We start from the raw sequence: 25,229 nt of genomic DNA on the forward strand, positions 1-25,229 counted from the left end.
GGCTACCGCGGCGCTTTGCCGGCGAAATTAGGAACCGCCGCAACGGCAATTAAGATTCCACCCCAGATCGCCAACGTGAGGAATTGGCTGAGGTTCAGAAGGTTGAATGCCGAGGAGATAACCTGAAGGATGATCAGTGCAAGCAATAGCCCGCCAACCTTGCCAAAACCACCAAACGGATCGATGCCGCCGAGGACGGCCGCAAGAATGGTGACGAGCAGATAGCTCTCGCCGTATGCCGCGTTGGCCGAGTTGAAACGCGCCAACATGACCACCGCTGCCACGCCCGCGAGCAGGCTGGAAAACACATAGAGCTTGAGGAGGACAGCGCGGGTATTGATGCCGGAGTAGCGGGTCGCCTTCTCGTTCGAGCCGATCATGTAAACCTTGGCTCCGAACGGTGTCGCGTTCAGCATGAGCGCGACGGGCAAGGCGCAGAACGCAAGTACGATCAGAGCAAAGGGTACCCCGAAAACCGTTCCGTTGCCGATAAACACAATCGGCTCCGGGAATCCGGAGATGACGTTACCGCGCGACAGGCCGATCGCGAGGCCCTTGCAGAGCGTCATCGTGCCGAGCGTGGCCAGGATCGGCGAAACGCCAAGATAGGCGATGACAAAACCATTGAGGAGGCCGACCAATGCAGCCACTGCAAATCCTGCAGCGATCGCAAACACCTGAATGCCGACCCAGGCAAGGCCCTGACTCTCCGGGATGTAGCGCGTCAGGAGGAACGCGATGGTCAGTCCGGACAGATTGGCGGTCGCGATGATGGAAAGGTTGAGGCCACCAGATAGCAACGCCAGCATCATCGCGAGCGAGAGGATCCCAAGTTCGGGCATCTGGAAAGCCATGGATTGCAGCGTGTTGACCGAGAAGAACCGGTCGCCGATCGCGATCGCGAACACGACCCAGAGCGCGAACAACAGCAGGATGAGGGTGGCGACCGTGCCGCTGCCGGCGAGGCCGACGATGCGCCGGCGAAGTGAGAGGGCGGGTACATTGCTCATCGGGATGCGCTCTGGCTTCGCCGCTCGCGCTGCGACCAGGCGGTCGCAGAGACCGAAATGAGAATAACCAAGCCGACGAAGAACGGCGACCAATAGGACGAAACGCCCAGCAAAATGATTCCATTTTGGAGTACCGCGAGCAGTGTCAAGCCCAGAAACGTGCCGAAGACGCTGCCGACGCCGCCCATCAAGCTGGCGCCGCCGAGCACGACGGCAGCGACCACATCCAGTTCCTTGCCCACCAGCACCGTCGGGGCAACGGACTGCGCGAGTTGTGCCTGAATCAGGGACGCGATTCCGGCCATGACACCCATGTAGCAATAGACCAGTATATTGAGGCCGAAAACGTGGAAGCCGAGCCGCTGTGCGGCGTCGGTATTGCCTCCCATGGCGTAGATTTGGCGGCCGATATTGGTTCGGTTCAGCAGGAGCCAGGTGACGAGAAATGCTAGCGCGAGCGCGAGGATCTGCAAGTTGACACCGTACGAGCTATCCTTGCCCCATTCGAACTCGAACCAGAATATTCCGGTCGCAAACCAGTCGGGCAACGAATAGATGTATTTGCCGCCGGTGAAGAAGATCAGAAGCCCATAGAAGATGTTCAGCGTCGCGACCGAAACGATGATCGATGGTATTCGAAGTTTCTGGATGAAAATCGCGTTGAGGGCACCGAGCGCACCGCCAATTCCAATCGCGATGGCGAAGACGCCGATCCAGTTCGCCCCGTAAGCATTGGCAAGCGAAAGTGTGACATATTGCGCCACCGATGCTGTCGCGGTGAATGAGATGTCGATTCCGCCGGCGATCAGCACGACCAGCAGCCCGAGCGCCAGGATGCCGACAAATGCATAGGAGGTCAGCAGATCAAACAGATTCTGCATGGTCAGGAATTGGGCGTTCGCGAAGCCCAAGCTGGCGCAGAGCCCGAGGATGACTATCAGCAGCCAGAACTCATGGCTGCGACGAAACCTGTCGAATGATGCCATGTGCGATTCAGGCATTGACGGCCTGCCGAAGCGCATCTTCGGAAGTGGCTGCGGCAGCCACGTCGGTTGTCAAACGACCTTCCCGCATCACCAGGACGCGATGACTATGATAAAGGACCTCGGGGATTTCGTCCGATATCATCAAGACCGCGACGCCGTCGCGGGCCAACCGCCGGATGATCTCGTAAATGCCGTCCTTGGCGCTGATGTCGACGCCCACCGTGGGGCTATCCAGGATAAGCACCCGCGGATTGGTCGCCATCCATTTGGCGAGCACGACCCGCTGCTGATTGCCCCCGGAGAGCGTCTTCACCGCGTTGGCCGGATGGGCGACCTTGATCCCAAGTTCAGCAACCCACCGAGCGACATGGGTCTGTCGCGCGCGTGCGGCAATCAAGCCGAACGCGCCAGCCAGACGATCCAGCACGGTAAGCGTGACGTTCGCCGTGACGGACTGATTCAGGATGAGGCCAAGCGTAAGCCTATCCTCGGATACATAGGCGATCCCTCGATCGATCGCCTCTGCATTTGTACGCAGCGCGATAGGCCGCCCGTCAAGTGCGATGGTGCCGCGATCGGGCGGCTTCATTCCGAACAGGGATAGCGCCAATTCGGTTCGCCCTGAGCCGAGCAGACCGGTGAGACCCACCACTTCCCCCGCGCGCAGCTGCAAGCTTACATCCTCATACTCGCCCTCGCGGCCCAGGCCCTTAACTTCCAGCACAACCGGGCCAGCGGCAAGCTCAGGCGCCTGTACCTGATACTCGAAGGACTTACCCGTCATCAGGTGGCTGAGTTTCCGCCCGTCGATTACGTCTGCAGCAAAAGTACCGACTTTGGCGCCATCCCGCAGTACCGTTACGCGTTCGGCGATTTCAAGCACCTCGTCGAGACGGTGACTGACGAAAACGACGCAGATGCCAGCACGCTTCAGCTCGCTTACAAGCGCGATCAGGGCGTTCACCTCGTGGCGAGTCAACGATGCCGTCGGCTCATCCATAATCAGGAGTTTGGCATCCGCAGCCAAGGCGCGGCAGATCGCGACCAACTGGCGTCCGGCAATGCTGAGCTCAGACACTTTCGCGTCCGGGTCGAACTCAACGCCGATCTTTGCCATTGTGGCCTTAGCGGTGGCGCGCATTGAGGCCCAGTTCACCGAATGGAGGCCGCCAAGATGGTGCGCCATCGCGATATTCTCGGCGACGGTGAGGTTGGGGAATAGCGAAAGATCCTGGTAGATGACCTGAATGCCGCAATGCGTGGAGTAGACCGGGTTTAGTTTGGGAAATTCCTTGCCGGAAATTACGATCCGGCCGCCGGGCTCCGCTGCCTCTACGCCCGAAATGATCTTGATCAGGGTCGACTTGCCGGAGCCGTTTTCACCGACCAGGCAATGCACCTCGCCGACTTCCAGAGTGAGATCGACGTCGCGGAGCGCGTGCACGCCGCCGAAGCGCTTGGATATGCCGGACATCTCCAGGAAAGTCGCCAAAGGTTCGCCTGCAATGGACCGTTCGATCGTGCGATCACTCGAGTGGTACCGCATTCCCGACCGGAAGGGCCGGGAATGCAGCGCGATGAGGCGACTAAACCGGTGCCGGCCTAGAGCCCGCCGGCGATCAGACCGTCGATGGTTTCCTTGTTGATGCGCATGATCTTGTCCACCTTGATCTGCTTTCCTGCAACGTCGACGGCTGCCTTGCCAAGGCCGGGTATATCGACGCCATCCGTGATCGGCTTGCCATCGAGCACGAGTTTGGCAACCGCGACCATCGCGTAACCCGCATCAGTGGGATTCCACAGAAAACCTTCGCGGATCGTATCATCCGCGATAAGCGACTTCGCCTGGCTCGGCAGCACGGTGCCGACAACGGCGATCTTCTTGCCAAGACGTTGCTGACGCACAGCATTTCCGGCCCCGATTGGTCCGTTCGAACCGAAGCCGAGAATACCACGCAGGTTGGGATAGGCCTTGATCACGTCAAGCGTCGTGCGCTGGCTGGTGTCGATCTCGTCGGCGCCAGGGAAGCGGTCGGCGACGAGCTTCATTTTTGGAAAATTCTTCTGCTGGTAGGCAATCGCGGCATCGGCCCATTTGTTGTGAAGTGGCGTCGTAAGAGTCCCGACATAGACCACATAATCACCTTCGCCGCCCATGTCCTTGGCGAGACGTTCCATCTGCACCTCGCCGAAGCGAACTGAGTCGATCAATTCCACATTCCAGTCACGGCCTTCCTGTTCCGGACCCTCATGCGTGATGACCTTGATTCCGGCGGCCTGGGCGCGCTTCAGCACGGGCTCGCAGACTTTTACATCAAGCGGCACCAAGCCGATCACGTTGACCTTCTTGGCAATCAGATCCTCGAGGAGCTTTACCTGCTGTGCCGGATCGACGTTCGCCGGGCCAACCATAGTGGCATTAATGCTGAAATCCTTCGCACCCTTCTGGATTCCCTTTTCAAGTGCGTTGAACCACGGAATTCCCGCGATCTTCACGACCGTGACCATTTCCTTTTGGGCTTGCGCAAAGGCAAAGCCCGGAAAACCGGCACCGGCCAACGCGGCCGTACCACCGATCAGCTTGAGCGTCTGACGTCTGTCCATTGTTCCCTCCCAGGAAACCATCTTGGATTCCGCACCCCTGACCTGGCAGTCGCTGGGTGGGGCCGTCGACCCTGTTCTTGCTGGAGGCAGAAAGTTATTGCCTGTCCAACCGCAGGACCTTGAAGCAGATTAGAGACTGGCGCTCCAGAACGTGTCAAGCAAGTGACATGCTCGCCAGCCACCATCGCAGTGCGATACCTAGTCTGGTCTTCAAGCTGCTGAGTGAGCTGCAGCGATCGATCAGCCTCCCTACAGCCATCACGTCAGCGAAGGAACGCCCACGCCATCCCGCCGGACGAAAGCAAACAGTCCCGGCCCTGGCTTCAGAACCCACCAGGTCGGCTGCGCACAGCGATTCACACTTTTCACTGATCTCTGAGTGTCATTTTTTCGTCACCGTGTGGGGGCGCTCGCGAAGGGCCGGCATGGCGAGCTTCGCCGTTGCACAATCAATTGCCGGCCACGACTATCTGACTGTCATCGTTACGTTTTTAGCTTCCCGTAATCGTCATCGTCCGACCGTTCGTTCACATCATTATTTGCTCGGGCGCCTGCTTGTCAGCATCGCGGGTCGCATGCCATCCTAACCCCGCGCGCGCAGGGGAAGGGCAATTCCCGCCATTGGCTATGCGCCGCGTTAAGGCGACGTCCATGACGCTTGATCTAAGGTCAAGAAAGCACTGCCGCGAAGAAGATTTCGACATGACGCAGCATTTCGAATCCGCTGCTTGGCGGATACTCCGATTGAGCTCTGCTGAGAACATCGCGGCTCGCATTGGGGAAGGCCTCGCGCCTTTGCGGTCAGCCAATGAGCTTGCTGACGAGGCAGGGTGCAGCAGACGCAATGTTCGAAAGGCTGTCCGAAAGCTCGTCGGTGCCGAATTGGTATCTTACCACGACAAGACAGGCTGAAGCAGCTGATAGATGAGAACGGGCTTGACGCCCCATCTTATACAGTGAGCACCATGAAGGCGACGGGCAGGCGCTGTTCGAGGCGGCCAGCAAGCAGAATTGCGAGGGCATCGTCTCCAAGCGGGTTGATGCGCCGTACTGGTCGGAGCGCGTCGAGGCGTGGCAGAAGATCAAGACGGTGCAGCGCGAAAAGTCCACAGTGGTTGCGCTCGTCAAGGACCCCACCGGCGTCGCCGCGCTCTACCTTGGCAAGCAGGAAGGGAACGAGCTGCGCTACATGGGCAAGGTCTGGGCTGAAGCCGGACGAAATCGCCCGAGATCCGCAAGGCGCTTGATACGATCGTAACCCCGAAGCAAAAAATCAAGAAGCGCATAAAGAAGCCGAGGGCCACCTGGGTCGAGCCGAAGTTTTACCGAAACCATCGCACACATTGTCGGGTGGGGCAAAACGCTCGGCTGCATCCCCAGTTGCATCACCGTCAATCTGCCTGCTCCAGGGCACATCCACCGCGGCACTGGCAAGCACGGCGCCAAGCACACGGTGTTCGCACTGGCGAGCTGCACGGCCGCATCACGCCACGTGCAAAGGAAGTATCCCGCCTGGTCGCCTATGCCGACAACGCCAAGGTGACCACATCTTGGGGGCGAGCGCTGGTCCAAGCTCGTGGCCAACGTCATGGGAAATGGACGCTCTACCTGCACTGGCCTGTCTGGGCGAGCCATGCTGCAGAGCGATTCGATCCGCCGCTTCTCGACCCGCCTCGGGAGCGAGGCAATTCGTGAGGGCCAGGGGCTGGGCTATCAGCTGGAGGAGGTCCTGCATTTGCCGGCCGAGACCATCGCGGGCCTGGCGAGGGCGACGAAGCGTGATGCACGTCCGCGACCAGCAGCGCTTTTCGGATTCCAAATACACTTCCTCCGAGCAGCCCCTCGATGTCCCAAGACATGCAGAAGGGCCGTCGCACCGAAATCGAACCCCTCAATGGCTTCGTCGTGGATGATCCGAAGCACATCACGGAGCTGCGATTGAATCGAGCGGCACCCTTACAGTCTCTCCCGCCACTTCCTGGAAGACGCCGCGTTTACTTGCGAGCGCAGGCCGGATTGCCGCGCCCACAAGATAACGCATGTCTGCGGCCAAAGTCGCGGTCGCTCCAATTAGACATCGACCGGAAAATTGAATCTTGCGGCCGTTGCAATTCTTCTCATGGTACGTCGAAACGGCAGTCCGAGAAATGGAGTCCCCGCAAATCGACGTTGATTGCTTCTGGACCGGCTCGGTCTTTGAAGGTGTGCATTCCAGATTTGAAGGCGACCCCCGGCAGTGAGCTGCATTGAGCAGAGAAGGCGAGCTTGAGGGCACTGACCGGGACGGTTATATTAATCCCAATTCACTTTGACGCAGCGCACTTTCACCTTTACGGCGCTGACGGTATACCTAGCCTTATGTTTGTGGGGTGGGCGTAATGAGCGAGTGCGGCAATGTCCAATGAACCGGTTGAGCTAGACGCGCTGGTTGTTGGTGCGGGCTTTGCGGGCCTCTACCAGCTGTTTCGGCTTCGGGATAACCTTGGCTTGAAAGTCAAGGCCGTAGAAGCGGCTCAGGGTGTTGGGGGCACGTGGTTCTGGAATCGCTACCCTGGAGCTCGGTGCGACTCTGAAAGCCATGTCTATTGGTATACGTTTTCCCTGGATTTGATGCGACAATGGGAGTGGTCTGAACGCTATCCGGGCCAAGCAGAAATTCTGCGTTATCTGAATTTTGTTGCCGACAAGCTCGACCTGAAACGCGACATTCAATTTGGTACCCGGGTTGCGTCGGCGCATTACGACGAAGCGAGGAATCGCTGGCACATCCGTGCAGAAACGGGCGAGACCTTCATTGCGAAGTTTCTCATTACCGCGGTCGGCTGCCTCTCCACTGCCAACGTGCCCGACATTCTGGGACTGAAGACCTTCAAGGGTGAGTGGTACCATACAGGGCAGTGGCCGCACGAAGGCGTCGAGTTTGCGGGCAAGCGAGTGGGGATGATCGGCACCGGATCGACCGCCATCCAGGCGGCGCCGGTGATCGCCGATCAAGCCAAGCATCTGACCGTATTTCAGCGTACCGCGAACTATTCAGTACCAGCACGCAACGTCCCATTGACGGCGGACTTCAAGCAATATGTCAAAAACAGCGCCAGCGAAATACGCGCGACTACGCATCAAACCTATAATGGCATGGGCTTCAGGGTTGCGGAACGCAAAGCGGTCGACACGCCGCCCGAGGAGCGCGAGAGGATTTATGACGAGGCCTGGGAGCGTGGCGGGCTGCAGTTCCGCGCATCCTTTGAGGACATGCTCGTTTCTAAGGAAGCAAACGACACCGCTGCCGACTTCATAAAAAGGAAGATCCGTTCGATTGTGAAGGATCCCAAGACCGCGGCGGTCCTCGCTGACATTGATCATCCGTATGCGGCCAAGCGCCCGCCGATCGATACCGACTATTTTGAGACCTACAATCGGCCGAATGTCACGCTCGTGGACGTCAAAGCTGCGCCAATCCGGCAGATCTCCGAGATTGGAATTCGCACGGATCAGGCCGAGTACCCCCTAGACATCATAGTTTTTGCGACAGGGTTCGATGCGTTGACGGGACCGCTGCTCAAGATGGATATTCGCGGGCGGGGCGGGATCGCACTCAAGGATGTCTGGGAGGCAGGACCACGCAATTATCTAGGTTTGCAGGTCGCTGGTTTTCCAAACCTCTTCACCATCACGGGGCCCGGCAGTCCATCGGTTCTGTGCAACATGCCCGTAGCCATAGAGCAACATGTCGACTGGATCACCGATTGCATCGCTCATATGCGGTCCAACCGGCTGGAGCGCATCGAGGCACGAGCCGACGCCGTCGAGAAATGGGTAAGCGAAGTCAACGAGGCTGCTGCCCGAACACTACTGCCGCAGGCAAAGCATTCCTGGTACCTCGGGGCGAATATTCCAGGCAAGCCGCAGGTGTTCATGCCCTATGCGGGCGGCTTGGTCCGTTATCGCGAGATCTGTCAGGACGTCGTCACCCGCGGCTACGAAGGTTTCGCTCTGTCATAGTCGTTCGCAACGAGTTCGGCCCGTCTTCCTCGGCGATGGTCCGGTCGTTGACCTGAACCGTGCCTAGCGGAGCTGGAAGCGCCTATCCTTCCGAGGCCACCGCCCCTCACGGCCGAAGCGTGCCCCAGAAAGTCGCCAGCTGCAGGTGGAAAATCCTGGGGTGATGCGGTGGACAAGGTTGACGCCAAAGCCGATGTTCTTCTAAGTCGCGATGTGCGGAGCACAAGCCTGCGCAGGTTGAGCTCCAGCATTGTCTGCGAGGACCATTATCGGGCGTCGTGATTTTCACTAACACGTCCGAGTCTGGCTCGAAGGCCACATCGCAGTCCGACACCGTTCTCGTCAGAGACAAGGCGCAAAAATGCCCCGTCAAGTCCGGGGCTAGAGTTCGCTTTGGAGGTCGTCTCTTTTGTCTGCGCTCGGAGTTCAGAGATTCAAGCTCATCGCTTCCGGGTAATAGTGGAAGCCCTCCGATGTCTTGGCGATATGGCCGTAACCTGGCCAGGCAAAATGATAGGACATCACAGGAATCATATTTGCAGCAATCATATCCAGCAGTTTGACCCGGCTTTCAGCTGCCTGCTGCGGATCGGTGTCGTACGAGAACTGCATCCGCGGTTTTTCAAGCAGCAGTATCGGATGGTGAGTAAGATCACCGAGGAAGGCGAACGATTTCCCTGCCGACGAGACCATGAAGATTGTGTGACCTACGGTGTGGCCAGGAGCTGCCATGGCCTGCACGCCGGGAAGGAATTCCTGACCGTCCTTGAAGAACACAAGGCGATCTCGTACCGGCAGTAAGTTCTTGCGTGCATGAACGACAAAGTCCTTCAATGGACTGCCAAGCTTGCCTTCATCGGTCCAGAAATCGAAATCGCTCTGAGCTATGTAGTACTGTGCGTTGGGGAATAATGGCTTGCCGTCCGCGTCCACAATGCCGCCGATATGATCGATGTGCGCGTGTGATAAGACCACGGCGTCTATGTCGGCTGGTTTAATGCCAGCCTCTGCCATACTCTTCTGCTGACGGCCGGTGGTCGGTCCGAAGGCCTTAGACGTTCCCATGCCTGTGTCGAACAGAACTAGCCTGTCACCCATATTCACGATTGGCGAATTCTGCTCCAGCACCACATTTTCTGGTGAGAGGAAATTGTCGCTCAGCATCTTCTTCACTTCTTCATCAGGCACGCCGATGAAGGTCCCTTTCGGAGGACCGAGTGGCAGCGGACCGTCAGAAACGACCGTCACTTCGGCGTCTCCAAGACCGAAGCGATAGAAATAAGCTGGCTGCGTCCCAAGCTTGGGTGCTCGCGCAAAAGCGTTACTGCCCAGCACGGTCGATGCGCCCAATCCTGCGCCGAGAGCAAGCAAGGAGCGTCGCGAAAAGTCGTATGTCATGTTTCCTCCTTTTGTTATTATGAAGTAACATAGTAGGATGCGCTCGTTCCCGAAGGCTGGCAAGGGGCGTCCGCCTTGTGCGAGCGAACCGTCCGTATATCTCGCTCGTCGGCTCGAAATGACCCGCGTACTGCCGTAGATCGCTCCTGGTGAGCGGAGCTGCGTCACATATCATTTGCGTCTGAGTTCTCCCGGGTCGCCATCTGTCCGCAGTTAGGTTGGAAGGGAAATGACCCGCGCTGGATGAGCTCGACGTGTGGGACCGCGAGTAGACGTCCTTCCTTCGCTAAACACCTCGGGCGACACGCGCCGTGCGCTCATCTTGCGATCGCTATGTCGTCGTTCATTCCCGAACCGGATCCGCTTCGCGAAAGTCCTTGCGATGAGCGGAATGGGCAGGGTGGATAGCGCGGCACCAGCGCATCGCGGGACGATCCCGTGACGTATATTGAGCAGCAAGGCGGCGCCCAACTCTACCGGAAGGTACAATGCCCATACCGAGGCTCCGGCCTCGCTCCACCTTTATGTCGCTTGATCAGCATGGCCTCGCCGATCTACAGTCGGGGCACAACACGACTGGTTGGTTCAACAGCCGGATCACAGGGAGGTGCAGTTCGATGAGCGGACCCGTCACGCGTCGCACGTTTTTGGCCGGTGGCACGGCTGCTTTGGTGGCCGCCCCATGGGTAGCCAGGGCACAGGCAAATGCTCTCCGCATAGGCATGCAAAGCATCCTATCGGGACCCATCGCGCTGCTCGGCACCTCTTCGCGCAACTCGCTCCTAATCGAGCAAGATCGCATCAATGCCGCTGGCGGCTTCCTGGGCCGGCAAATCGAGTTCGTATTCCGGGATTCCAAAGGCCAGCCGCAGGAAGCCGCGCGCGTCGCACGTGAACTGGTGAACACTGCAGGCTGCGAGCTGCTGGTCGATGCGGAAGCGTCGTCCGCCTCATTCGCGGTGCAGGAGGTTATGCGCGACCTCAATGTGGCCTGCATTCACACCAACAGCGAGACGTCATCGCTCACCGCAGATCCGAAGATCCGGGTGCCCACCGCATTTCGCGTGGCGCGTCAGGGCGTGCACGATGCTGTCGCCGGCAGCCTCTACCTCGCCGACTTCGCCAATGCCAAGAAAATCAACAAATGGGCGACTTGCTCACCGGACTACGCCTATGGGCGCGACACGACGGCGCAGTATCTGCAGTTCTTCAAGAAGTTCAAACCGGATGTCGAGGTCGTAACCGAGGCCTGGCCCAAACTCGGCCAGCCGGACTTCACCGAAGTGATTACCAAGCTTATCCAGGCCAAGCCGCAGGCGCTGTTCACACTGCTGTATGCCGGCGATCTCTCGGCGTTCGTGAACCAGGGGAATGTCTATGCTCTGTTCGGGCAGATGACCGTCGCAACTCCGAACGTCGACTATCCAGTGCTGGCTGCGATCAAAAACCTGCCCGCGGGCATCCAGTCGGCCACGCGTTATCTTGAGACATTCCCGGATACGCCGGCGAACAAGGAATGGGGTCAGGCGTACTTCAAAAGGTGGAACGAACGGCCGACTAATTGGTCCTGGCAGAATTCGGTCGCCATGCACTTCTATGAGGCGGCCATCAAGAAGGCCAATTCTCTGGACGGCAAGGCGATAGCGGCTGCCCTGACGGGACTTAAGATCAATTCGCCCTTTGGCGCCGACGGCACCATCACCATGCGGGACGATCACACCACGATCGGCTATGCGATCGGGTGGGGACAGACCATTCCGAAGGATCCGTTCATCACCGACATCAAACCCGCCGATTGGGGCAAGATCATCGAACTTGAGACGGAGTGGAAGAAGCAGCAGAATTATAGCTGACGATCGATGGACTTCAACGCGCTCGGCGCATGTTTCACGACCCCCGCCTGTGTGGTGACGCAGGCCACCAGCGGCCTGATCGTGGGCATGCTGTTGTTCCTGGTGGCTGCCGGCTTGACGCTGATCTTCGGCGTTCTCAAGATCGTCAACTTCGCCCACGGCACCTTCTACATGCTGGGCGGCTATGTAGCTTACAGTGCATATGCCGCGACGGATAGTTACGCGCTCGCCGTGTTGGCGGGTGCGGTGGCCATGGCCTTGTTCGGCGTGCTCTTCGAACGCGTGCTGATGAGCAGGGTCTACGGCAGCAACGTGCTTATGCAGCTTCTGGTGTGCTACGCGGTGGTGCTGATCTTCGACGACATCGTCAAGATTGTCTGGGGGCCCGAGTTCCGCGCCATGGGAATGCCGGCAGCCTTTCAGGTCCCGCCGCTGTTCATTGCAGGCGGCGTCGTGCCCCCGTTTTACGCCGTGCTGATCGGAATAGCTGCGCTGATCGCCATCGTGCTCAGCCTCGGGCTGTCCAGAACGCGCCTCGGCAAGACAGTTCGGGCCGCGGCGGTCAATCCGCAGATGGTCTCGGCGCTGGGGGTCAATACGACGGTGCTATTCGCGATCGTCTTTGCGATCGGCGGCGGGCTCGCTGGCCTCGCAGGCGCGCTCGCGGGTCCCGTTCGCTCGCTTTCGCCCGGCATGGGCTTCTCGATCCTGATCGAGGGATTCATCGTCACTGTGATCGGCGGTATGGGCTCGATCGCAGGCGCGATGGTAGCGGCGCTCGTCATCGGGCTCGTTCGAGGCTTCGGCACGATCGGCTTCCCCGGCTTCACAGATGGGCTTATCTACATCGTCATGATTGGTATCTTGGTCCTGCGCCCGCAGGGACTGTTCGGCCGCCCCCTATGAAGCGCAATCCCGCCTCGCGCGATGCCCTGTTCGCCGCGATCGTGCTTATCTTGCTGCTCGCGATCCCAATCTTGCACCGTAGCCCGGCCTTCGAGGACTTCATTATCCGTCTCAGCGCGATGGCGCTGTTCGCGACGTCGCTGAATCTGCTGGTCGGCACCACAGGAATGGTCTCATTCGGCCACGGGATGTTCTATGGCTTCGGCGCTTATGCATTTGGCCTCACGATGCAGTTGACGGAATTGTCTCTGCCCGTCGCGGCGCTATTCGCGGTGGCTCTGACGACCATCGCCGCTCTCGTGGTTGGCGCAATCTGCGTCCGACTAAGCACGGACTATTTCGCTTTCATCACCCTCGCGGTGCAGATGCTCTTCTTCAGCGTTATTGTCTCATGGCAGAGCCTGACCGGAGGTGATCAGGGGTTGCGCGGTGGTATTCCTCGCCGCCACATCTTTGGTTTCGACCTGGGCTCGCAGCTTCATCTATACCAGTTCTGCGCCATCGTAGCCGTGCTCGGATTGTTGGCGCTCCGCCATGTCTCGATGAGTCCGTTTGGGAATACGTTGCGCATGATCCGCGACAATGCGGAACGCGCCAGCTTTGTCGGCATCGTCCTGTGGCGCGCCCGGCTGCTAGCCTTCACGATCGCGGGCGGCTTCGCCGGGATGGGAGGCGTGCTGGCGGCCCTGTTCGTATCAGGCGCCTATCCCGAGCTGGCCGATTGGCCCAACTCGGGCCAGGCCATTTTTGCGGTCATGCTGGGAGGCATCAACAGCTTTCTTGGGCCCGTGCTGGGCGCGATGATCCTGCTCGCGCTGAACGATCTAGTGCAGCGGTTCACGGAGTATCACGGACTTGTTCTGGGCATCGTGATCCTCGCATTCGCGCTTGGCCTGCGCCGAGGCGTACTCGATTTCATCCACCTCGTCTGGAGCAAGCGCGCGCGATGAATGTTGAGATCAATCATCTCACCAAGTCATTCGGCGGCGTACGCGCGATCGACGACGTGTCGCTTGCCTTTCCCTCCGGCAGCTTATCAGCTGTTATCGGACCAAACGGGGCCGGCAAGACCACCTTCTTCAACCTGATCAGCGGCGCGTTCATGGCCGATTCTGGCGAGGTGCTGCTTGACCGTGAGGACATTCTCCAGCTCTCCAAGACGGAACGCATGCGGCGGGGCATTGGGCGTGCCTTCCAGGTCGCGAGTTGTTTTCCGACCATGACTGTGCGCGCGAACTTGATGGCTGCGGTCACGGCCCACGCCGGCCGCTGGGCCAGCCTGTCTCATCGCTTTCCGTCCCCCGGCATGCGCGAGCGTGCGGACGATGTGATGGAGTTCGTCGGGTTGACCGATGTTGCCGATGTCGAGGCGAACATCCTCTCGCATGGCGATCAGAAGCTGCTTGATATCGCTATTGCGCTCGCGTTGGAGCCCAAAGTGCTGTTGCTCGATGAACCTACGGCTGGCATGGGCCCGGACGAACGCTGGCGCATGATTGACCGCGTTCGCGCACTTTGGGAACGCCGAAAGCTGACACTTATTTTCATCGAGCACGACATGGATATCGTCTTCAAGGTTGCCAGCAGCATTCGCGTGCTCTGCTACGGCAAGGTGCTGGCCGAGGGCACCCCAGACCAGATCCGCAACAACCAGGCTGTCATCGACGCCTATCTTGGGGCAGAGGAGAACGCGACTTGACCGAGCTCTTGCGTGCGGAGGGCGTAAGCGTGTTCTACGGCGCGAGCCAGATCCTATTCGGCGTCGATGCTGCGCTCCAGGAAAAGCGTACACTAGCGCTGCTCGGCCGAAATGGCGCGGGCAAGAGCACGACAATGAAGGCGCTCGCTGGCATTGTCCCGGTGCGCAGCGGACGCATCTTCTTCGCTGGCCGCGACATCACGCACGCACCGCCTCACGCGCGCGCGCAGCTGGGAATGGCTTATGTGCCGGAAGACCGGCAAGTATTCCCCGAGCACAGTGTGGAGGACAACCTCCAGATCGCGGCTAAGAGCGGCCCTGGCGGCCGGCGTGACTGGACGCTGCCGCGGATCTGGGAAACGTTCCCGCTTCTTACAAGGCTTCGATCCCGCCAGGCAGGCCGCCTTTCCGGTGGCGAGCAACAGCTGCTGGTGATCGCCCGTGCGCTGATGGGAAACCCGCTGGTCCTGCTGCTTGACGAGCCTAGCGAAGGGCTGGCGCCGATCATTGTGGCCGACATCAGCAGGGTCTTGCGAGAATTGGGCGCGGGCGGCGCCACGATTTTGCTGGCTGAACAGAACATGCATTTCTGCCTGCGGATTGCACAGGAGGCGCTCGTCATCGATAAGGGCAAAGTCGTACATCGTGAAAGCACGACAGGCCTTTCAGGAAATGACGATATTCGAAGGCGCTATCTGGCGATGTAAACCCTGCGGAGCAGACAGAACGCCCGCTTGAAACGACACGTCAAGACATCGGTCAGCAGGAAAAGCGCAGGCCGATCTTTAATCAGTATCACCGGCAAAAGCTCGATCCTCTTCGTGACCGCGATTGGATGTGTTTTCGAAGCTTCCCGATCAACCCGGAACAACGCTCGCTCTTTTTGCGAAACGGATGGATGGAGCAACGCTCAACGGGCGAAGGTGTCGAGTATCGTATGACCGAAGCCGGGCTGACAGAACCTAGCAGGCCCCAAAAACCCGCGAATACGCTGGCGCCGAAGCAAAAATCCGCCGGTTCAAGGCCTCGGCGCTCTAGGTACATCGATTTGCGACAACCAGACGACCGTTTACCTGTTGCAGACCTTCAGAAGGCGTACTGCAGTGCAATGCCAAGACCGGGTCGATTCCTCTCTCGCCACTTATTCCGGTGACTTGTAATGTTTGGTCGCAAATGGAGTCAGTTGGCCGACTGATAAGGTAGTTGCCAAAAGCTTATCAGTTCGCACGGCGGGCAGGGAGTCACGCTTGTGAACGGCCCCTTCTGGCGGGAAGCGGGCATTCGCCCGAAGGCTGATTTCAGCAAGGTGCGGCCTTCATTCGTCCGTAGGAGCACCGGGCGTCGCTACTGCACTTGCAAACAGAACTTTCGCAGTTGCTGACACACCCGTGGCACCGGGGAGGCTGAGAAATCAAGTTGCCCTGGAAGTCCTTGGCTGCACTGACGGCAGATGGAAAGGAAAACCGAGGGCAGCGGCTGCTTTGAACTCGATGACGCCAAGTGCAAGGACGGGCAGTACGACAGCAAGTTCGAGAAGACTTCAAGACGACCGCGATGCCGCGACCAAGCCTGACCGAAGCCTGTTCCGCGATCTAGCAATGCGGATTACCTGGAGCGGCTGTTAACCCTATCGGCAAACGCTCTGCACGTGGGGCGCGTTGTCAGGTCGGCCGCCGCCAAGTTGCCTCATTAGATCGGAGAATTCTAACCGGCGCCATTTCAAGCGGGAGGCATCATGCTGAGAATGATGTTGTTGGGCCTCCTCATCCCACTGGGTGTGGGAGTGCTTGCGGCAATGGAACTCAAAACTCCAGCGCGTAGTGCAGCAGTCCCTGTCCCCGCCCGTTGCCGAGATAGCCGCAGGCGTTTCCGAGCCACGCGGTGTGTTGGCCAAGGCTGATCGACTCGAAGTGGCCGCAGCGAGCATCGAGACACCAGCGCGGCCTGCTCTCGTCGACGAACGCAATTCCTCGTCGGAAGGCACCAGTGTGGGTCCATCGGAGCCGCCGAGGACGATGAACCCCCATCGGCACGATCCCAAGCCGAAGAAAGTCACCACCGTCCCTTCTCCGAAGTCGAAGCCAAAGAAAGCCGAGGTCAAGCGGACCACAACTACCGAACGGCGAAAGGCTGCCGGGAACGCCGAACCTTGCCGGCTAGGCGCGTTTGGTGGCTTGCTTAAGGCTTTGGGTTCAGCCGACTGCGAGTTCTGATTCACCGAGCCGTCGTTCCCGCTGAATCGGCCTCGGTCGCTCTAACTGCGCTCCGGTCAAAAGCTGATTCCTCGGAACGGCTATCTCTGGCGCGAAGCGGGTAGTCGCAACATTGGCTACCGACATGCTTCTGTCTTGCCGACCTATTCCCGCGCAAGAACAATATCGAAATTCAGCACGCGGCCGGGCCCACCTTGCGATGGAACCGGCGTTGCGATCAGCAAGTCCGGACGCAGCGCAGCGTTGAGCAGCCGATCGCACGCATTGAGCGGCTCGTCGGGAAAATACATCTGGGTGATGAGCCGTTCGAACCGGCCGTGAACCACGAAATGAACGTGCGGCGGCTTCGCGTGCTCTCAGCAATGACAACGGTGTTCGGCTCGGCCACGCCTTGCAGGCGCGCGGCAAGATTAGGGGTTTCGGCTGCCAGTGTGGTGCCGGTGATCCGTGGGCCTGGAACAGGTCGCCGGACGTAGACGCAGGAATCGAGGAGCCGGATGCCAGCCACGTCATTTCGGACGTAGACGTGAAGAAGCGCCGCCATTGAGCCGCTTCATCCGCTATTCAATGGCACACTTCGCCCTCGGTCGCACCTTTAGCTCTCCTTGGTCGGATGCACCCACTTGTAAGGCGTGATCTGCCGGGCATCCGTCAACTTGATCGATCGTGCGGGGGGCGAATAGCATGGCGTTCGACCTCGGGAAGTTGAGGACATAGGGCGCGTCCCAGGCCGCAACGCAATGCGCAACGATCAGTCTGTCAATCGGCCCTTTAATTGCGGATTGATGTCAACTCTCTTTTTGAAGCCATTCGGCAAGACGGTAGCGCTCGGCCCGTTGAAGCGGGTCGGGGTTACGGAGACGGGGCGAGCGCGGCTAATAGATCGATAGCCAGCTCGGTAGTGTTGGTCGATTAGCCGTCACCTAAATCTCAACGATCCGCTGCCCGTCGCTGGGGTCATGGTCCTTTCCGAGGTCGCAAGCGCCTCATGATGATGTCCGGATCGGGTGCCTCATCGTTTGCAACGGCGTGCGGACGAGCCGCCACCAGCCGATTGACCGAGGTCACCGCGACCACCGTCCCAGCGGGACATCGCCGGCCCGGCGGACCGGGCCAGGAGCTTACAAAATAAGGTCAGGCCGGCGCGTGGCCCCAGTCGAACGACGTGCCATCGACCCAAATGCAGTGGAGGATCACCGCGATCTTGCGGGCAATGGCGACCTTTGCCTTTTTCATACCGATCCGCTTCGCGAGCTTCATTCCCCAGGCCTTGAGGGAAGACCATTTTTTGGTCCGATAGAGAAGGACGGTCGCTGCCTCGAACAAGTAAGTTCGGAGAAGCCTGTCGCCCCATCTGGATATCTTGCCACTAGTGTCTGTTTCACCAGACTGGTTGCGCCGAGGTGTGAGGCCGAGATAGGCGCCGACTGCCGAGGCCGATCGGAAGCGAGACGGGTCATCGATCGTATGGCGGAACGTCAAGGCAGTCACCACGCCAACACCAGGGACCGTCATCAGGCGACGCGTCGTCTCGTCAGACTTCGCCAATCGGCGGATCTCGTCGTCGAATTTGCTCTGCTGCTGGCAGATATGCTCATGAATCGACAGGAGCGGCGCGATCACGTTGAGGAGTTGATGATCTTCGCCCAATAGCTCGCCGACCTGGTTACGGAACTGTTGGCCAATCGCACGAGGGAATAGTAACCCACATTCCTTGATCAGACTGCGGACCTGGTTCTCGATATCCCGGCGTATGGACACAAGGCGGAATCGCGCGACGAGGATCGCTCGAACCTTCTGGCTCTCCTCGCTCTTGATTCTGACTTCTCGATACCACCCAACCCGCACCAGTTCGGCAAGGCCCCGAGCATCATTCCGATCGCTCTTGTTCATGCGGACCGACAGCGCTGCGTGTGCATGCCTAGCATCGATGCAAACGACGGGGAGTTCAACCCTACGAAGCTCGTGCCAAAGCCAGCTTGCCATCGCGCCCGTCTCAAAGCCGATCCGCTCCGCCAATGGCGCATGTTTACGAAGCAGCTTGGACAGATCGCCGGGATCAGACTTGGCCTTTCCTTCAAAAATCGTTTGACCAGTCTCGTTGACAACGCAAACCGAAGTCTCTCTTTGCGAGACATCCAGGCCGACGTATTGCCTCATGACAGCTCCTCCGAATCGCTTGATTGCGAGAGCTCGACGATAACGGAGCTTTCGTGCCTCGAACGCTGACCGCAATTACGTCATCGTGTTCAAATTTGGCTCTGACTCACTTTTGATGAAGTTCAAGCGTCGGCTCGCGTTGGTTTCACAAAGGAATCAATACCATGCAGCGAGCCCTACGTCCGTCGGCCTTGGTCCCTCGCGGGTTTAACGTGGAGAGCGCCGTCTGTGACGGCGCCGCGACCGTGATCACTATCCGTCCCACGAGCGGGACGAGCCTCTGTCCTGGATGCGGAGCCAGTTCTGGGCGGATCCATAGCCGATATCAGCGACGCCTCACCGATCTGCCGCTGGCGGGGCGGCAGGTTCGCCTGGTGATCGTGGCGCGCCGCTTCCGCTGCGTTACTGTTATGTGCGGTCGACGTATTTTCACCGAGCGTTTCGATGACGGCGCTCTGGCGCCGTGGGCGCGGCGAACGGCCCGGCTCGATCTGGTCGTCCATCACCTTGGGCTTGCCTTGGGTGGCCGCCCGGCCGCGAGTTTTGCCCGTAGACTTATGCTGCCCGTGAGCAACGATACGTTACTTCGGGTGGTTCGAAGGCGGGGCTGTCCGCCTATTGCTGCGCCGAGCGTGATCGGTATCGACGACTGGGCCTGGCGGCGCAATCAGCGGTACGGAACAATCATCTGCGACCTCGAGCGGCGACGACCAATCACACTCTTACCCGACAGAGAGCCAGCCACTGCGCAAGCCTGGCTCGCGGGGCAGCCACAAATCGCTGTGGTCGCGCGCGACCGCGGCGGTGGATATGCCCTTGCTGTGGCCAAGGCACTCCCGCACGCTACCCAGGTCGCCGACCGTTGGCACCTCATGGAGAACGCCAGCCACGCCTTCCTCGATGCGGTTCGCAAATCTATGCGCCAGGTCCGCGTCGCGGTCGGCTCCGCCACCATAAATCCCCACTTGCTGACTGCCGCCGAGCGCATCCAGTATGAGGGCTATCTTCGGCGTGAGGACACCAACGCGGCAATCCTCAAACAGGCTGAGGCGGGCGTCTCCATAAAGGAGATCGTACGGCTCACTGGACATAGTCGGGGTCTCGTCCGCAGGGTATTGCGAGGTCAGCGATCCGATGTGTTCAGGGTGCGCGAGAGCTCGCTCGAGCACTACCCGCCATGGCTGGATGTTCAGTGGGCCGCTGGCCATTGTAATGGCGCCGACCTTTGGCGTCGCCTCAAGGCGCAGGGATTTAGAGGCTCGGTGCGAGTCGTTGCCGAATGGGCGACACGCCGTCGGCGTGCCGAAACGCCCGATGCTCAGAACCTGCAGCGCGTACCATCCGCGAGAACGATCGCCCGCCTGATGACCAATGGCCGCGATACGCTATCAAAGTCAGAGACCGTCACCATTGCGGCGATTGAGCAGGGCGTTCCTCTCCTGGTGGAAGCTCGAGAGATCATAGCCGCTTTCCATGCGATGATCCGCAAGAAGGCTCACGGAGAGCTTGAACCATGGTTGGAACGAGCATGCGCAAGCCTCGTCATGTCTTTCGCCAACGGCGTCATCAAGGACAAGGCCGCCGTCAGCGCCGCGATCACGACCTCCTGGTCCAACGGACAGACCGAAGGCCAGATCACCAAGCTCAAACTGGTCAAGCGCCAAATGTACGGACGCGCCAAGCTCGACTTGCTGCAGGCTCGGCTAATCGGTGCCACATGACCCGTGTTGCACCAAAATTGCGTCAGAGCCAATTTTGGACGCCGATCCCCCGGCTTAGGGGGGCAATATTGCAGGCCGAATGACAGCAGCTCGGCGTCTGAGTCGCCAGCGACGCCGGACGTCACCGCGGCTCAAGCGCTTTTCGGCTTAGGACCAGAGGAGACTGTGCTGGTTGCCAAGCAAAGAAGACCCTGCTCATCTTATTGCTCGCGGACGCCAGCCCTTCTAAGTCCATCAAGGATGTTGTCGTACTCACGACGAAACTGCGTATTGCTCGAACGAGCGTAGCCTATTTGACGGAACCATTGGACCGTGAAATTCGGCAGGATTGCATCCAGTTCGGCCGTCATTTGCGGGATCATTTCGAGTTGGCCTGTGGCTCCATAGGCTGAAACCAGATCCACATACGGCATCCAGTATAATTTATTCAGATTGATCGAGCGCCTGCATTCCTCAATGGCTTCTTTATATTGCTGCACATGGACGTGAGCGTGACACAGGAAGAAATGCCAGGTGCTACGCGCCGGATCTTTGGGGCTTAGGCGTAAAGCAATCTGAACGGGGTCGAATGATTCGTGTGCGCGCCCCGCTGTGACCAGTGCAATTCCCTTTGTTGCGTATGCAATCGGCGAATTCGGGTCGGCTTCCAAGGCGGCGTCGAATTCAGGTAACGCCGCCTCGGGATCTCCATAGAGTAAAATGTTTCCTTTGGTTATGTGCGCATTCGCGCTCGTCGGTCGCTTTGAAAGAACTTGATCAATTAAGCTGGTGGCGATCTTTTTGTCTTCGGTCACGGACGTTGACCATCCGCTGAGTATGCCGCCGGCTATGCACCACGCCTTACCGAGCATTGCATCAATGTGGTCCGGATCGAGATGCAGCGCGGCCTCAAACAAGTCCTTTGCCTCGATGATCGTTACCTTACTCTGAGGTCCATAGACTTTTGCCCATCCGCGCATGGTGAAATCCACGGCATCTGGATTCGCGGGCTGGTCCATCAGACTGCGCCGACTTTCGGCTTGGATGAGTTCAACGTTGAGAGAGCGGGCAAGCCGCGCCGTCACCTGGTCCTGCAAGGCGGCGAGATTCATGCGATCGCCGTCAAAACGGTCCGACCAGACGTCACGACCGGTCGAAAGGTCAGCAAGCGACACGTTCATCCGGACGCGATCTCCGGCCCGTTGCACGGCGCCTTGCACCGCCCATCGGATACCAAGGTCCTTGCCGAGCGTCTTGAGATCGACCTGCTTATTCCTATAGGTGAAAGCCGTCCCACGCCCGATCACGAACGTATCGGGCATTTGCGCGAGGTCGGTCGTCAGATCGGTCGTAATGCCATCGGCGAAATAGTCCTGCTCTGCATCGTTGTTGAGGTTTGCGAATGGCAGGACAACGAAAGACAAACGGGGAGCAATGTCGGGCCGGGCCGTAGCCTGTTTCTGCGTTTTCTGGCTTTCCGGAAACACGTCTGTGCGTAGCGTCTTCCAAACAGTCCAGTAGCCGACAAGGCCGCCCGCGATTGCACCCACGGCCGCAATTGAGGCGAGCGCGCCGCCCATCAACTGCAATCGTGCCCGCAAGCGAATCCTTAAACTGCGATCAGATGGCGGCTTCCCCGATCGCTGCTCATCGGATCCTGCTTTGTCCGGCTGCCCGTTATCGGATGGCGGCTTGCCAGATGGATCGTTGGAGACCTCCCAGTTTGTCACAGCTGCCTCCCACACTAGCCATACGTCCGGATTTTTTAACCGTAGCAGAATTGCACGACTTCAGGTTGGGTCAGGGCCTATGACTCATTCGCGTTCTTTTAAGTTGCCGCTCGACAATTGCCTAATGCTGCGTTTGCGATTGTCGACGACCGCCATGCAACACAGACCTTACGTGGGCTGCGACGCGATCGTTTGAAGTACCTGGGTGAGAGCTACGGGAGCGGTTATGTGCGCCGAATGGCTGGCGTCGAGTTCGTAGTAACGCCAATTACGATCGCTTTTCGCGCGCTCGGCAAATGGTCGGAAAGGGTCCGAAGGAGATACGCGCGTGAGATAGATGTAGCTACGCGGCAAGGACAGCTCCCCACCGTGCATCTTCAGCGGCTGCTCGAAGCATTTGATGGATTGGGGCAACCTGCGTTCAGAAATCCACTTCACGTCGGCATCCGATGTGTCAGGCGGAATGGGATTCGATGGTACCCGCCAGCCATCGCCCGCCTTTGCGAGGTCCTTCATGCGCTGCCGTGCCATCGGGGGCCCCGCATCCATCAGAGACTGTCCATCCGTTGGCGCAAATGCGTCCAGATAAACCAATCGGGTGATACGGTCTCGCGCCCGGTCCGCGACCCCCGTCGCGACCATGCCACCGTAGCTGTGGCCGACTAGCACAATGTCGCGCAAGTCTTCGTATTTGATGACCGCCAGAATGTCCTGAATATGGGTTTCGAGATCGTTTGACGGGCTAGCTAGGTGCTCCCGCTCGCCAAGACCTGTGTAGGTCGGAGTGACCAAACGATGGCCGCCGGTGGCCATTAGCGGGTGCATCTTCTTCCACGACCATCCCGCAGACCACGCACCTGTACAGACTAAAAATGTTGTTCCAGAAGACTGCGCGATGGACGGCGATGCCGTTGCAACAAGGGCGATGCTCGCGACGGCTGCTGCCAAGAATTCTCGACGTTTCATCGTCTTCCTCCTCCGTGCAACGAAATTTTCGGTAGTGAAGATAGTATCGTCAGTTCAGTTCGTGACGTGCGGCTAACCTGTGAACATTCCAATGTCCGGAACTAACCAACTATGAAAACCCGGGCGGCGGTTCGCCCTACACTTAACACGTGCAAGCCTATCGCGTAACGCCCTTTCGGTGTCTTGCCAGCTTTCGATCTCGCGCTTCGTTGTGCTGTCCCGCGCGTCGTGACCGGCTTCTTGTTCGCTCCCTTCTCGCATTCAGGCAATCAAATAGAGGAGGAAGTCGGCGGTGACGCGAGTTGGGTCTCGGATCTTTGGTCTTGGCGCGCGTCGTGGTAGACTTGGCCCGTCAGACCAGGAGAACAGACATGACCGCCGAGTTCGATGAAGACCGCTTCAATATGGCTATCCGTAAATTTCTGAAGCATGTCGGGGTTACATCGCAGCGTGAAATTGAGAACCTCGTGCGTAGCGGGGCAGTGGAAGGTGGCGAGCTCAAATTGCGAATGACCTTGTCCGCTGAGGGAACGCCGCTGGAACATGTAATTGAGGAAAGAATTGCACTTTGACAATATTCGGGGCGCCTGTCACTGCCGTCCTCTTGGCAGGCGCTGGCGGCCAGCTTCTCAAGAGCAAAAGTCGAGCCTGATTTGATCTATGTGCGCGATGGGCGGCTGATCACCGCGCCGGGTGTGACTGCGGGAATGGATTTGGGTTTGGCGCTGGTCGGGCAGCGGCATGGCGCGGAAACGGCGCTCAAAGTCGCCAAGAGACTGGTCGCATCGCAGCAATCAGCGATGAGCTGGCAAATCTTTACTGTGCGCGCGCTGGCTAATGGCAGCGCTCTGAACATCATAATCGAACAGCCATCTGCGGAATGCGGCGGAGTTTGCGACTTCTCGATCGCGTTGTTCGAGGTCTTCATATTTCGAATCAAAACGCAGTCCGTTTTTCCGTGCCTCCGCCTGAATGACGTCAGTCCGGACGCGGCGCATTGTTTCGTACTGCGGTAAGATGGCCGGCACCTCGGCCGGATCTCGTCCCTCGAGAAGGACAGCGAGAGCGATGCCGTCTTCGATTGCCTGGTTGCCGCCCTGCCCCAGATGCGGAAGCATGGCGTGGGCAGCGTCACCCAACAGCGCGAGCCGCCCGTTCGTCCACGATTGCAGGGGCTTGCGGTCATACAAGCCCCACCAAAAGCAGCTCTCCACCGCTGCGAGCAGTCTCACGACAGGTGCATCCCATCCGATGAAGGACGACGCAAGCTCGTCGCGGTCTCCGATGGCGGACCAGGATTCGGCCTTGGCGTCGGAAGTTGGGACGAACCCGACATAGTTCAGCAGCCGGCCGGCGCGCACCGGAAATACAATGAAGTGCTTCCCGTCCCCCATCCAAACCTGATGAGCTGCCTCTCGCCATCCCGGAAGTTTGTCGCTGGCAATCAAGCCGCGATAGGAGCGGACCCCGGAATATTCGGGTAGCGTCGGCTCGACCACATACTTCTGTAAGGCAGAGTGTATGCCGTCGGCAGCGATCACGACATCGGCTTCGAAGGTTTCCCCATTCGCGAATTTCAATCGCGCCGCGACCGCGCTCTGCTCGAATTCGATGCAGCGATAGCCGGCTCGAATGGATTCTCTGGGAATGCTTGCCGCGAGCACATTCAGCAGATCGGCTCTGTGCATGCCATACATCCCATTCCAGCCGCTGGAGTCGGTCGTGACGACAGAGCCGACCCTCGTGCCGTCGGAGCGGCAGTATTGTGATGCATCGCCGATCGTGGCACCGACGTTGGCCAGAGCAGGTCCCAGCCCCATTCGCTCGAGTTGCCGCAGCGCGTTCGGAAAGATCGACAGGCCGGCACCGATCTCGCCGAGCGCATCGGATTGCTCGAAAACCATGACGTCGATGCCCCTTCGACGCAGCGCGCATGCCGCGGAAAGACCGCCTATTCCTCCGCCGACAATGGCGGCCCGAAGCTTCATTTCAACCTCCCTGT

The 25,229-nt window shown here is 59.1% G+C and carries 19 protein-coding genes and 2 pseudogenes; 11 read left to right on the plus strand and 10 right to left on the minus strand.

Features of this window, described 5'->3' with window-relative positions:
- Positions 1 to 2: 2 nt before the first annotated feature.
- From ACVIN2_RS31940 to ACVIN2_RS31955, 4 genes are all read right to left on the minus strand, one after another.
- Positions 3 to 1,010 (minus strand): ABC transporter permease, encoded by a 1,008-nt coding sequence (locus ACVIN2_RS31940; RefSeq protein WP_106946058.1) that lies wholly within the window; start codon positions 1,008 to 1,010, stop codon positions 3 to 5.
- The gene (locus ACVIN2_RS31945) at positions 1,007 to 2,011 is read right to left on the minus strand and encodes an ABC transporter permease (protein ID WP_456769841.1); all 1,005 of its coding nucleotides are present in this window, start codon (positions 2,009 to 2,011) and stop codon (positions 1,007 to 1,009) included. The genes ACVIN2_RS31940 and ACVIN2_RS31945 overlap by 4 nt, the downstream gene beginning before the upstream one ends.
- Positions 2,004 to 3,488, minus strand: coding sequence for a sugar ABC transporter ATP-binding protein (locus tag ACVIN2_RS31950; protein ID WP_456768615.1), 1,485 nt, complete (start codon positions 3,486 to 3,488; stop codon positions 2,004 to 2,006). The genes ACVIN2_RS31945 and ACVIN2_RS31950 overlap by 8 nt, the downstream gene beginning before the upstream one ends.
- A gap of 110 nt (positions 3,489 to 3,598) precedes the next feature.
- A complete protein-coding gene (locus ACVIN2_RS31955; RefSeq protein WP_456768616.1) occupies positions 3,599 to 4,600 on the minus strand; it encodes a substrate-binding domain-containing protein in 1,002 nt (333 codons plus the stop codon).
- 1,570 nt (positions 4,601 to 6,170) lie between these two features.
- Between ACVIN2_RS31955 and ACVIN2_RS31960 the strand changes: the two are divergent.
- The 3 genes and pseudogenes from ACVIN2_RS31960 to ACVIN2_RS31970 all read left to right on the plus strand — a co-directional run.
- Positions 6,171 to 6,347: pseudogene (locus ACVIN2_RS31960) on the plus strand (hypothetical protein); the annotation flags it as partial.
- A 65-nt stretch (positions 6,348 to 6,412) separates the two neighbouring features.
- Positions 6,413 to 6,850, plus strand: coding sequence for a ketopantoate reductase C-terminal domain-containing protein (locus ACVIN2_RS31965; protein WP_456769842.1), 438 nt, complete (start codon positions 6,413 to 6,415; stop codon positions 6,848 to 6,850).
- A gap of 144 nt (positions 6,851 to 6,994) precedes the next feature.
- Complete coding sequence (locus tag ACVIN2_RS31970) at positions 6,995 to 8,602, plus strand: flavin-containing monooxygenase (RefSeq protein ID WP_456768617.1); 1,608 nt, start codon at positions 6,995 to 6,997, stop codon at positions 8,600 to 8,602.
- A gap of 426 nt (positions 8,603 to 9,028) precedes the next feature.
- On the opposite strand, the gene ACVIN2_RS31975 is transcribed toward ACVIN2_RS31970, so the two are convergent.
- Positions 9,029 to 10,000 (minus strand): MBL fold metallo-hydrolase, encoded by a 972-nt coding sequence (locus ACVIN2_RS31975; protein ID WP_456768618.1) that lies wholly within the window; start codon positions 9,998 to 10,000, stop codon positions 9,029 to 9,031.
- Between the two features lie 617 nt (positions 10,001 to 10,617).
- On the opposite strand from ACVIN2_RS31975, the gene ACVIN2_RS31980 reads away from it, so the two are divergent.
- Genes ACVIN2_RS31980 through ACVIN2_RS32000 form a run of 5 tightly spaced genes read left to right on the plus strand, consistent with a single transcriptional unit; the run spans position 10,618 to position 15,165 of the window.
- The gene (locus tag ACVIN2_RS31980; protein WP_456768619.1) at positions 10,618 to 11,853 is read left to right on the plus strand and encodes an ABC transporter substrate-binding protein; all 1,236 of its coding nucleotides are present in this window, start codon (positions 10,618 to 10,620) and stop codon (positions 11,851 to 11,853) included.
- A 6-nt stretch (positions 11,854 to 11,859) separates the two neighbouring features.
- Positions 11,860 to 12,759 (plus strand): branched-chain amino acid ABC transporter permease, encoded by a 900-nt coding sequence (locus ACVIN2_RS31985; RefSeq protein ID WP_027567913.1) that lies wholly within the window; start codon positions 11,860 to 11,862, stop codon positions 12,757 to 12,759.
- Entirely contained in the window at positions 12,756 to 13,709 is a 954-nt protein-coding gene (locus ACVIN2_RS31990) for a branched-chain amino acid ABC transporter permease (protein ID WP_456768620.1), read from the plus strand. Before ACVIN2_RS31985 ends, ACVIN2_RS31990 begins: the two co-directional genes overlap by 4 nt.
- Positions 13,706 to 14,458 (plus strand): ABC transporter ATP-binding protein, encoded by a 753-nt coding sequence (locus tag ACVIN2_RS31995; RefSeq protein ID WP_456768621.1) that lies wholly within the window; start codon positions 13,706 to 13,708, stop codon positions 14,456 to 14,458. The genes ACVIN2_RS31990 and ACVIN2_RS31995 overlap by 4 nt, the downstream gene beginning before the upstream one ends.
- Positions 14,455 to 15,165 (plus strand): ABC transporter ATP-binding protein, encoded by a 711-nt coding sequence (locus ACVIN2_RS32000; protein WP_456768622.1) that lies wholly within the window; start codon positions 14,455 to 14,457, stop codon positions 15,163 to 15,165. The genes ACVIN2_RS31995 and ACVIN2_RS32000 overlap by 4 nt, the downstream gene beginning before the upstream one ends.
- 1,649 nt (positions 15,166 to 16,814) lie before the next feature.
- On the opposite strand, the gene ACVIN2_RS32005 is transcribed toward ACVIN2_RS32000, so the two are convergent.
- Positions 16,815 to 16,961, minus strand: a complete 147-nt coding sequence (locus ACVIN2_RS32005; RefSeq protein WP_456768623.1) for a hypothetical protein — start codon at positions 16,959 to 16,961, stop codon at positions 16,815 to 16,817.
- A gap of 844 nt (positions 16,962 to 17,805) precedes the next feature.
- The gene (locus ACVIN2_RS32010; protein ID WP_456768624.1) at positions 17,806 to 18,831 is read right to left on the minus strand and encodes an IS110 family RNA-guided transposase; all 1,026 of its coding nucleotides are present in this window, start codon (positions 18,829 to 18,831) and stop codon (positions 17,806 to 17,808) included.
- A gap of 164 nt (positions 18,832 to 18,995) precedes the next feature.
- On the opposite strand from ACVIN2_RS32010, the gene ACVIN2_RS32015 reads away from it, so the two are divergent.
- On the plus strand, positions 18,996 to 20,552 hold the full coding sequence (locus tag ACVIN2_RS32015) for an ISL3 family transposase (RefSeq protein ID WP_456768625.1): 1,557 nt from the start codon (positions 18,996 to 18,998) through the stop codon (positions 20,550 to 20,552).
- Between the two features lie 200 nt (positions 20,553 to 20,752).
- Here ACVIN2_RS32015 and ACVIN2_RS32020 read toward each other — a convergent pair whose 3' ends face one another.
- Positions 20,753 to 22,261: a tetratricopeptide repeat protein gene (locus ACVIN2_RS32020; RefSeq protein ID WP_106946060.1), complete on the minus strand. Its 1,509-nt coding sequence runs from the start codon at positions 22,259 to 22,261 to the stop codon at positions 20,753 to 20,755.
- 168 nt (positions 22,262 to 22,429) lie between these two features.
- Positions 22,430 to 23,227 carry an alpha/beta fold hydrolase gene (locus tag ACVIN2_RS32025; RefSeq protein ID WP_456768626.1) on the minus strand — a complete coding sequence of 266 codons (798 nt, stop codon included), beginning with the start codon at positions 23,225 to 23,227 and terminating at the stop codon, positions 22,430 to 22,432.
- A gap of 371 nt (positions 23,228 to 23,598) precedes the next feature.
- On the opposite strand from ACVIN2_RS32025, the gene ACVIN2_RS32030 reads away from it, so the two are divergent.
- Both ACVIN2_RS32030 and ACVIN2_RS32035 read left to right on the plus strand, forming a co-directional pair.
- The gene (locus ACVIN2_RS32030) at positions 23,599 to 23,799 is read left to right on the plus strand and encodes a DUF6494 family protein (RefSeq protein ID WP_106946059.1); all 201 of its coding nucleotides are present in this window, start codon (positions 23,599 to 23,601) and stop codon (positions 23,797 to 23,799) included.
- A gap of 36 nt (positions 23,800 to 23,835) precedes the next feature.
- Positions 23,836 to 24,021 (plus strand): annotated as a pseudogene (locus ACVIN2_RS32035) (AraC family transcriptional regulator); the annotation flags it as partial.
- Here the strand turns inward: ACVIN2_RS32035 and ACVIN2_RS32040 are convergent.
- Entirely contained in the window at positions 24,022 to 25,215 is a 1,194-nt protein-coding gene (locus ACVIN2_RS32040; protein ID WP_456768627.1) for an FAD-dependent monooxygenase, read from the minus strand.
- Positions 25,216 to 25,229 lie beyond the last annotated feature (14 nt).

The organism is Bradyrhizobium sp. USDA 3650 (genome assembly GCF_054057395.1).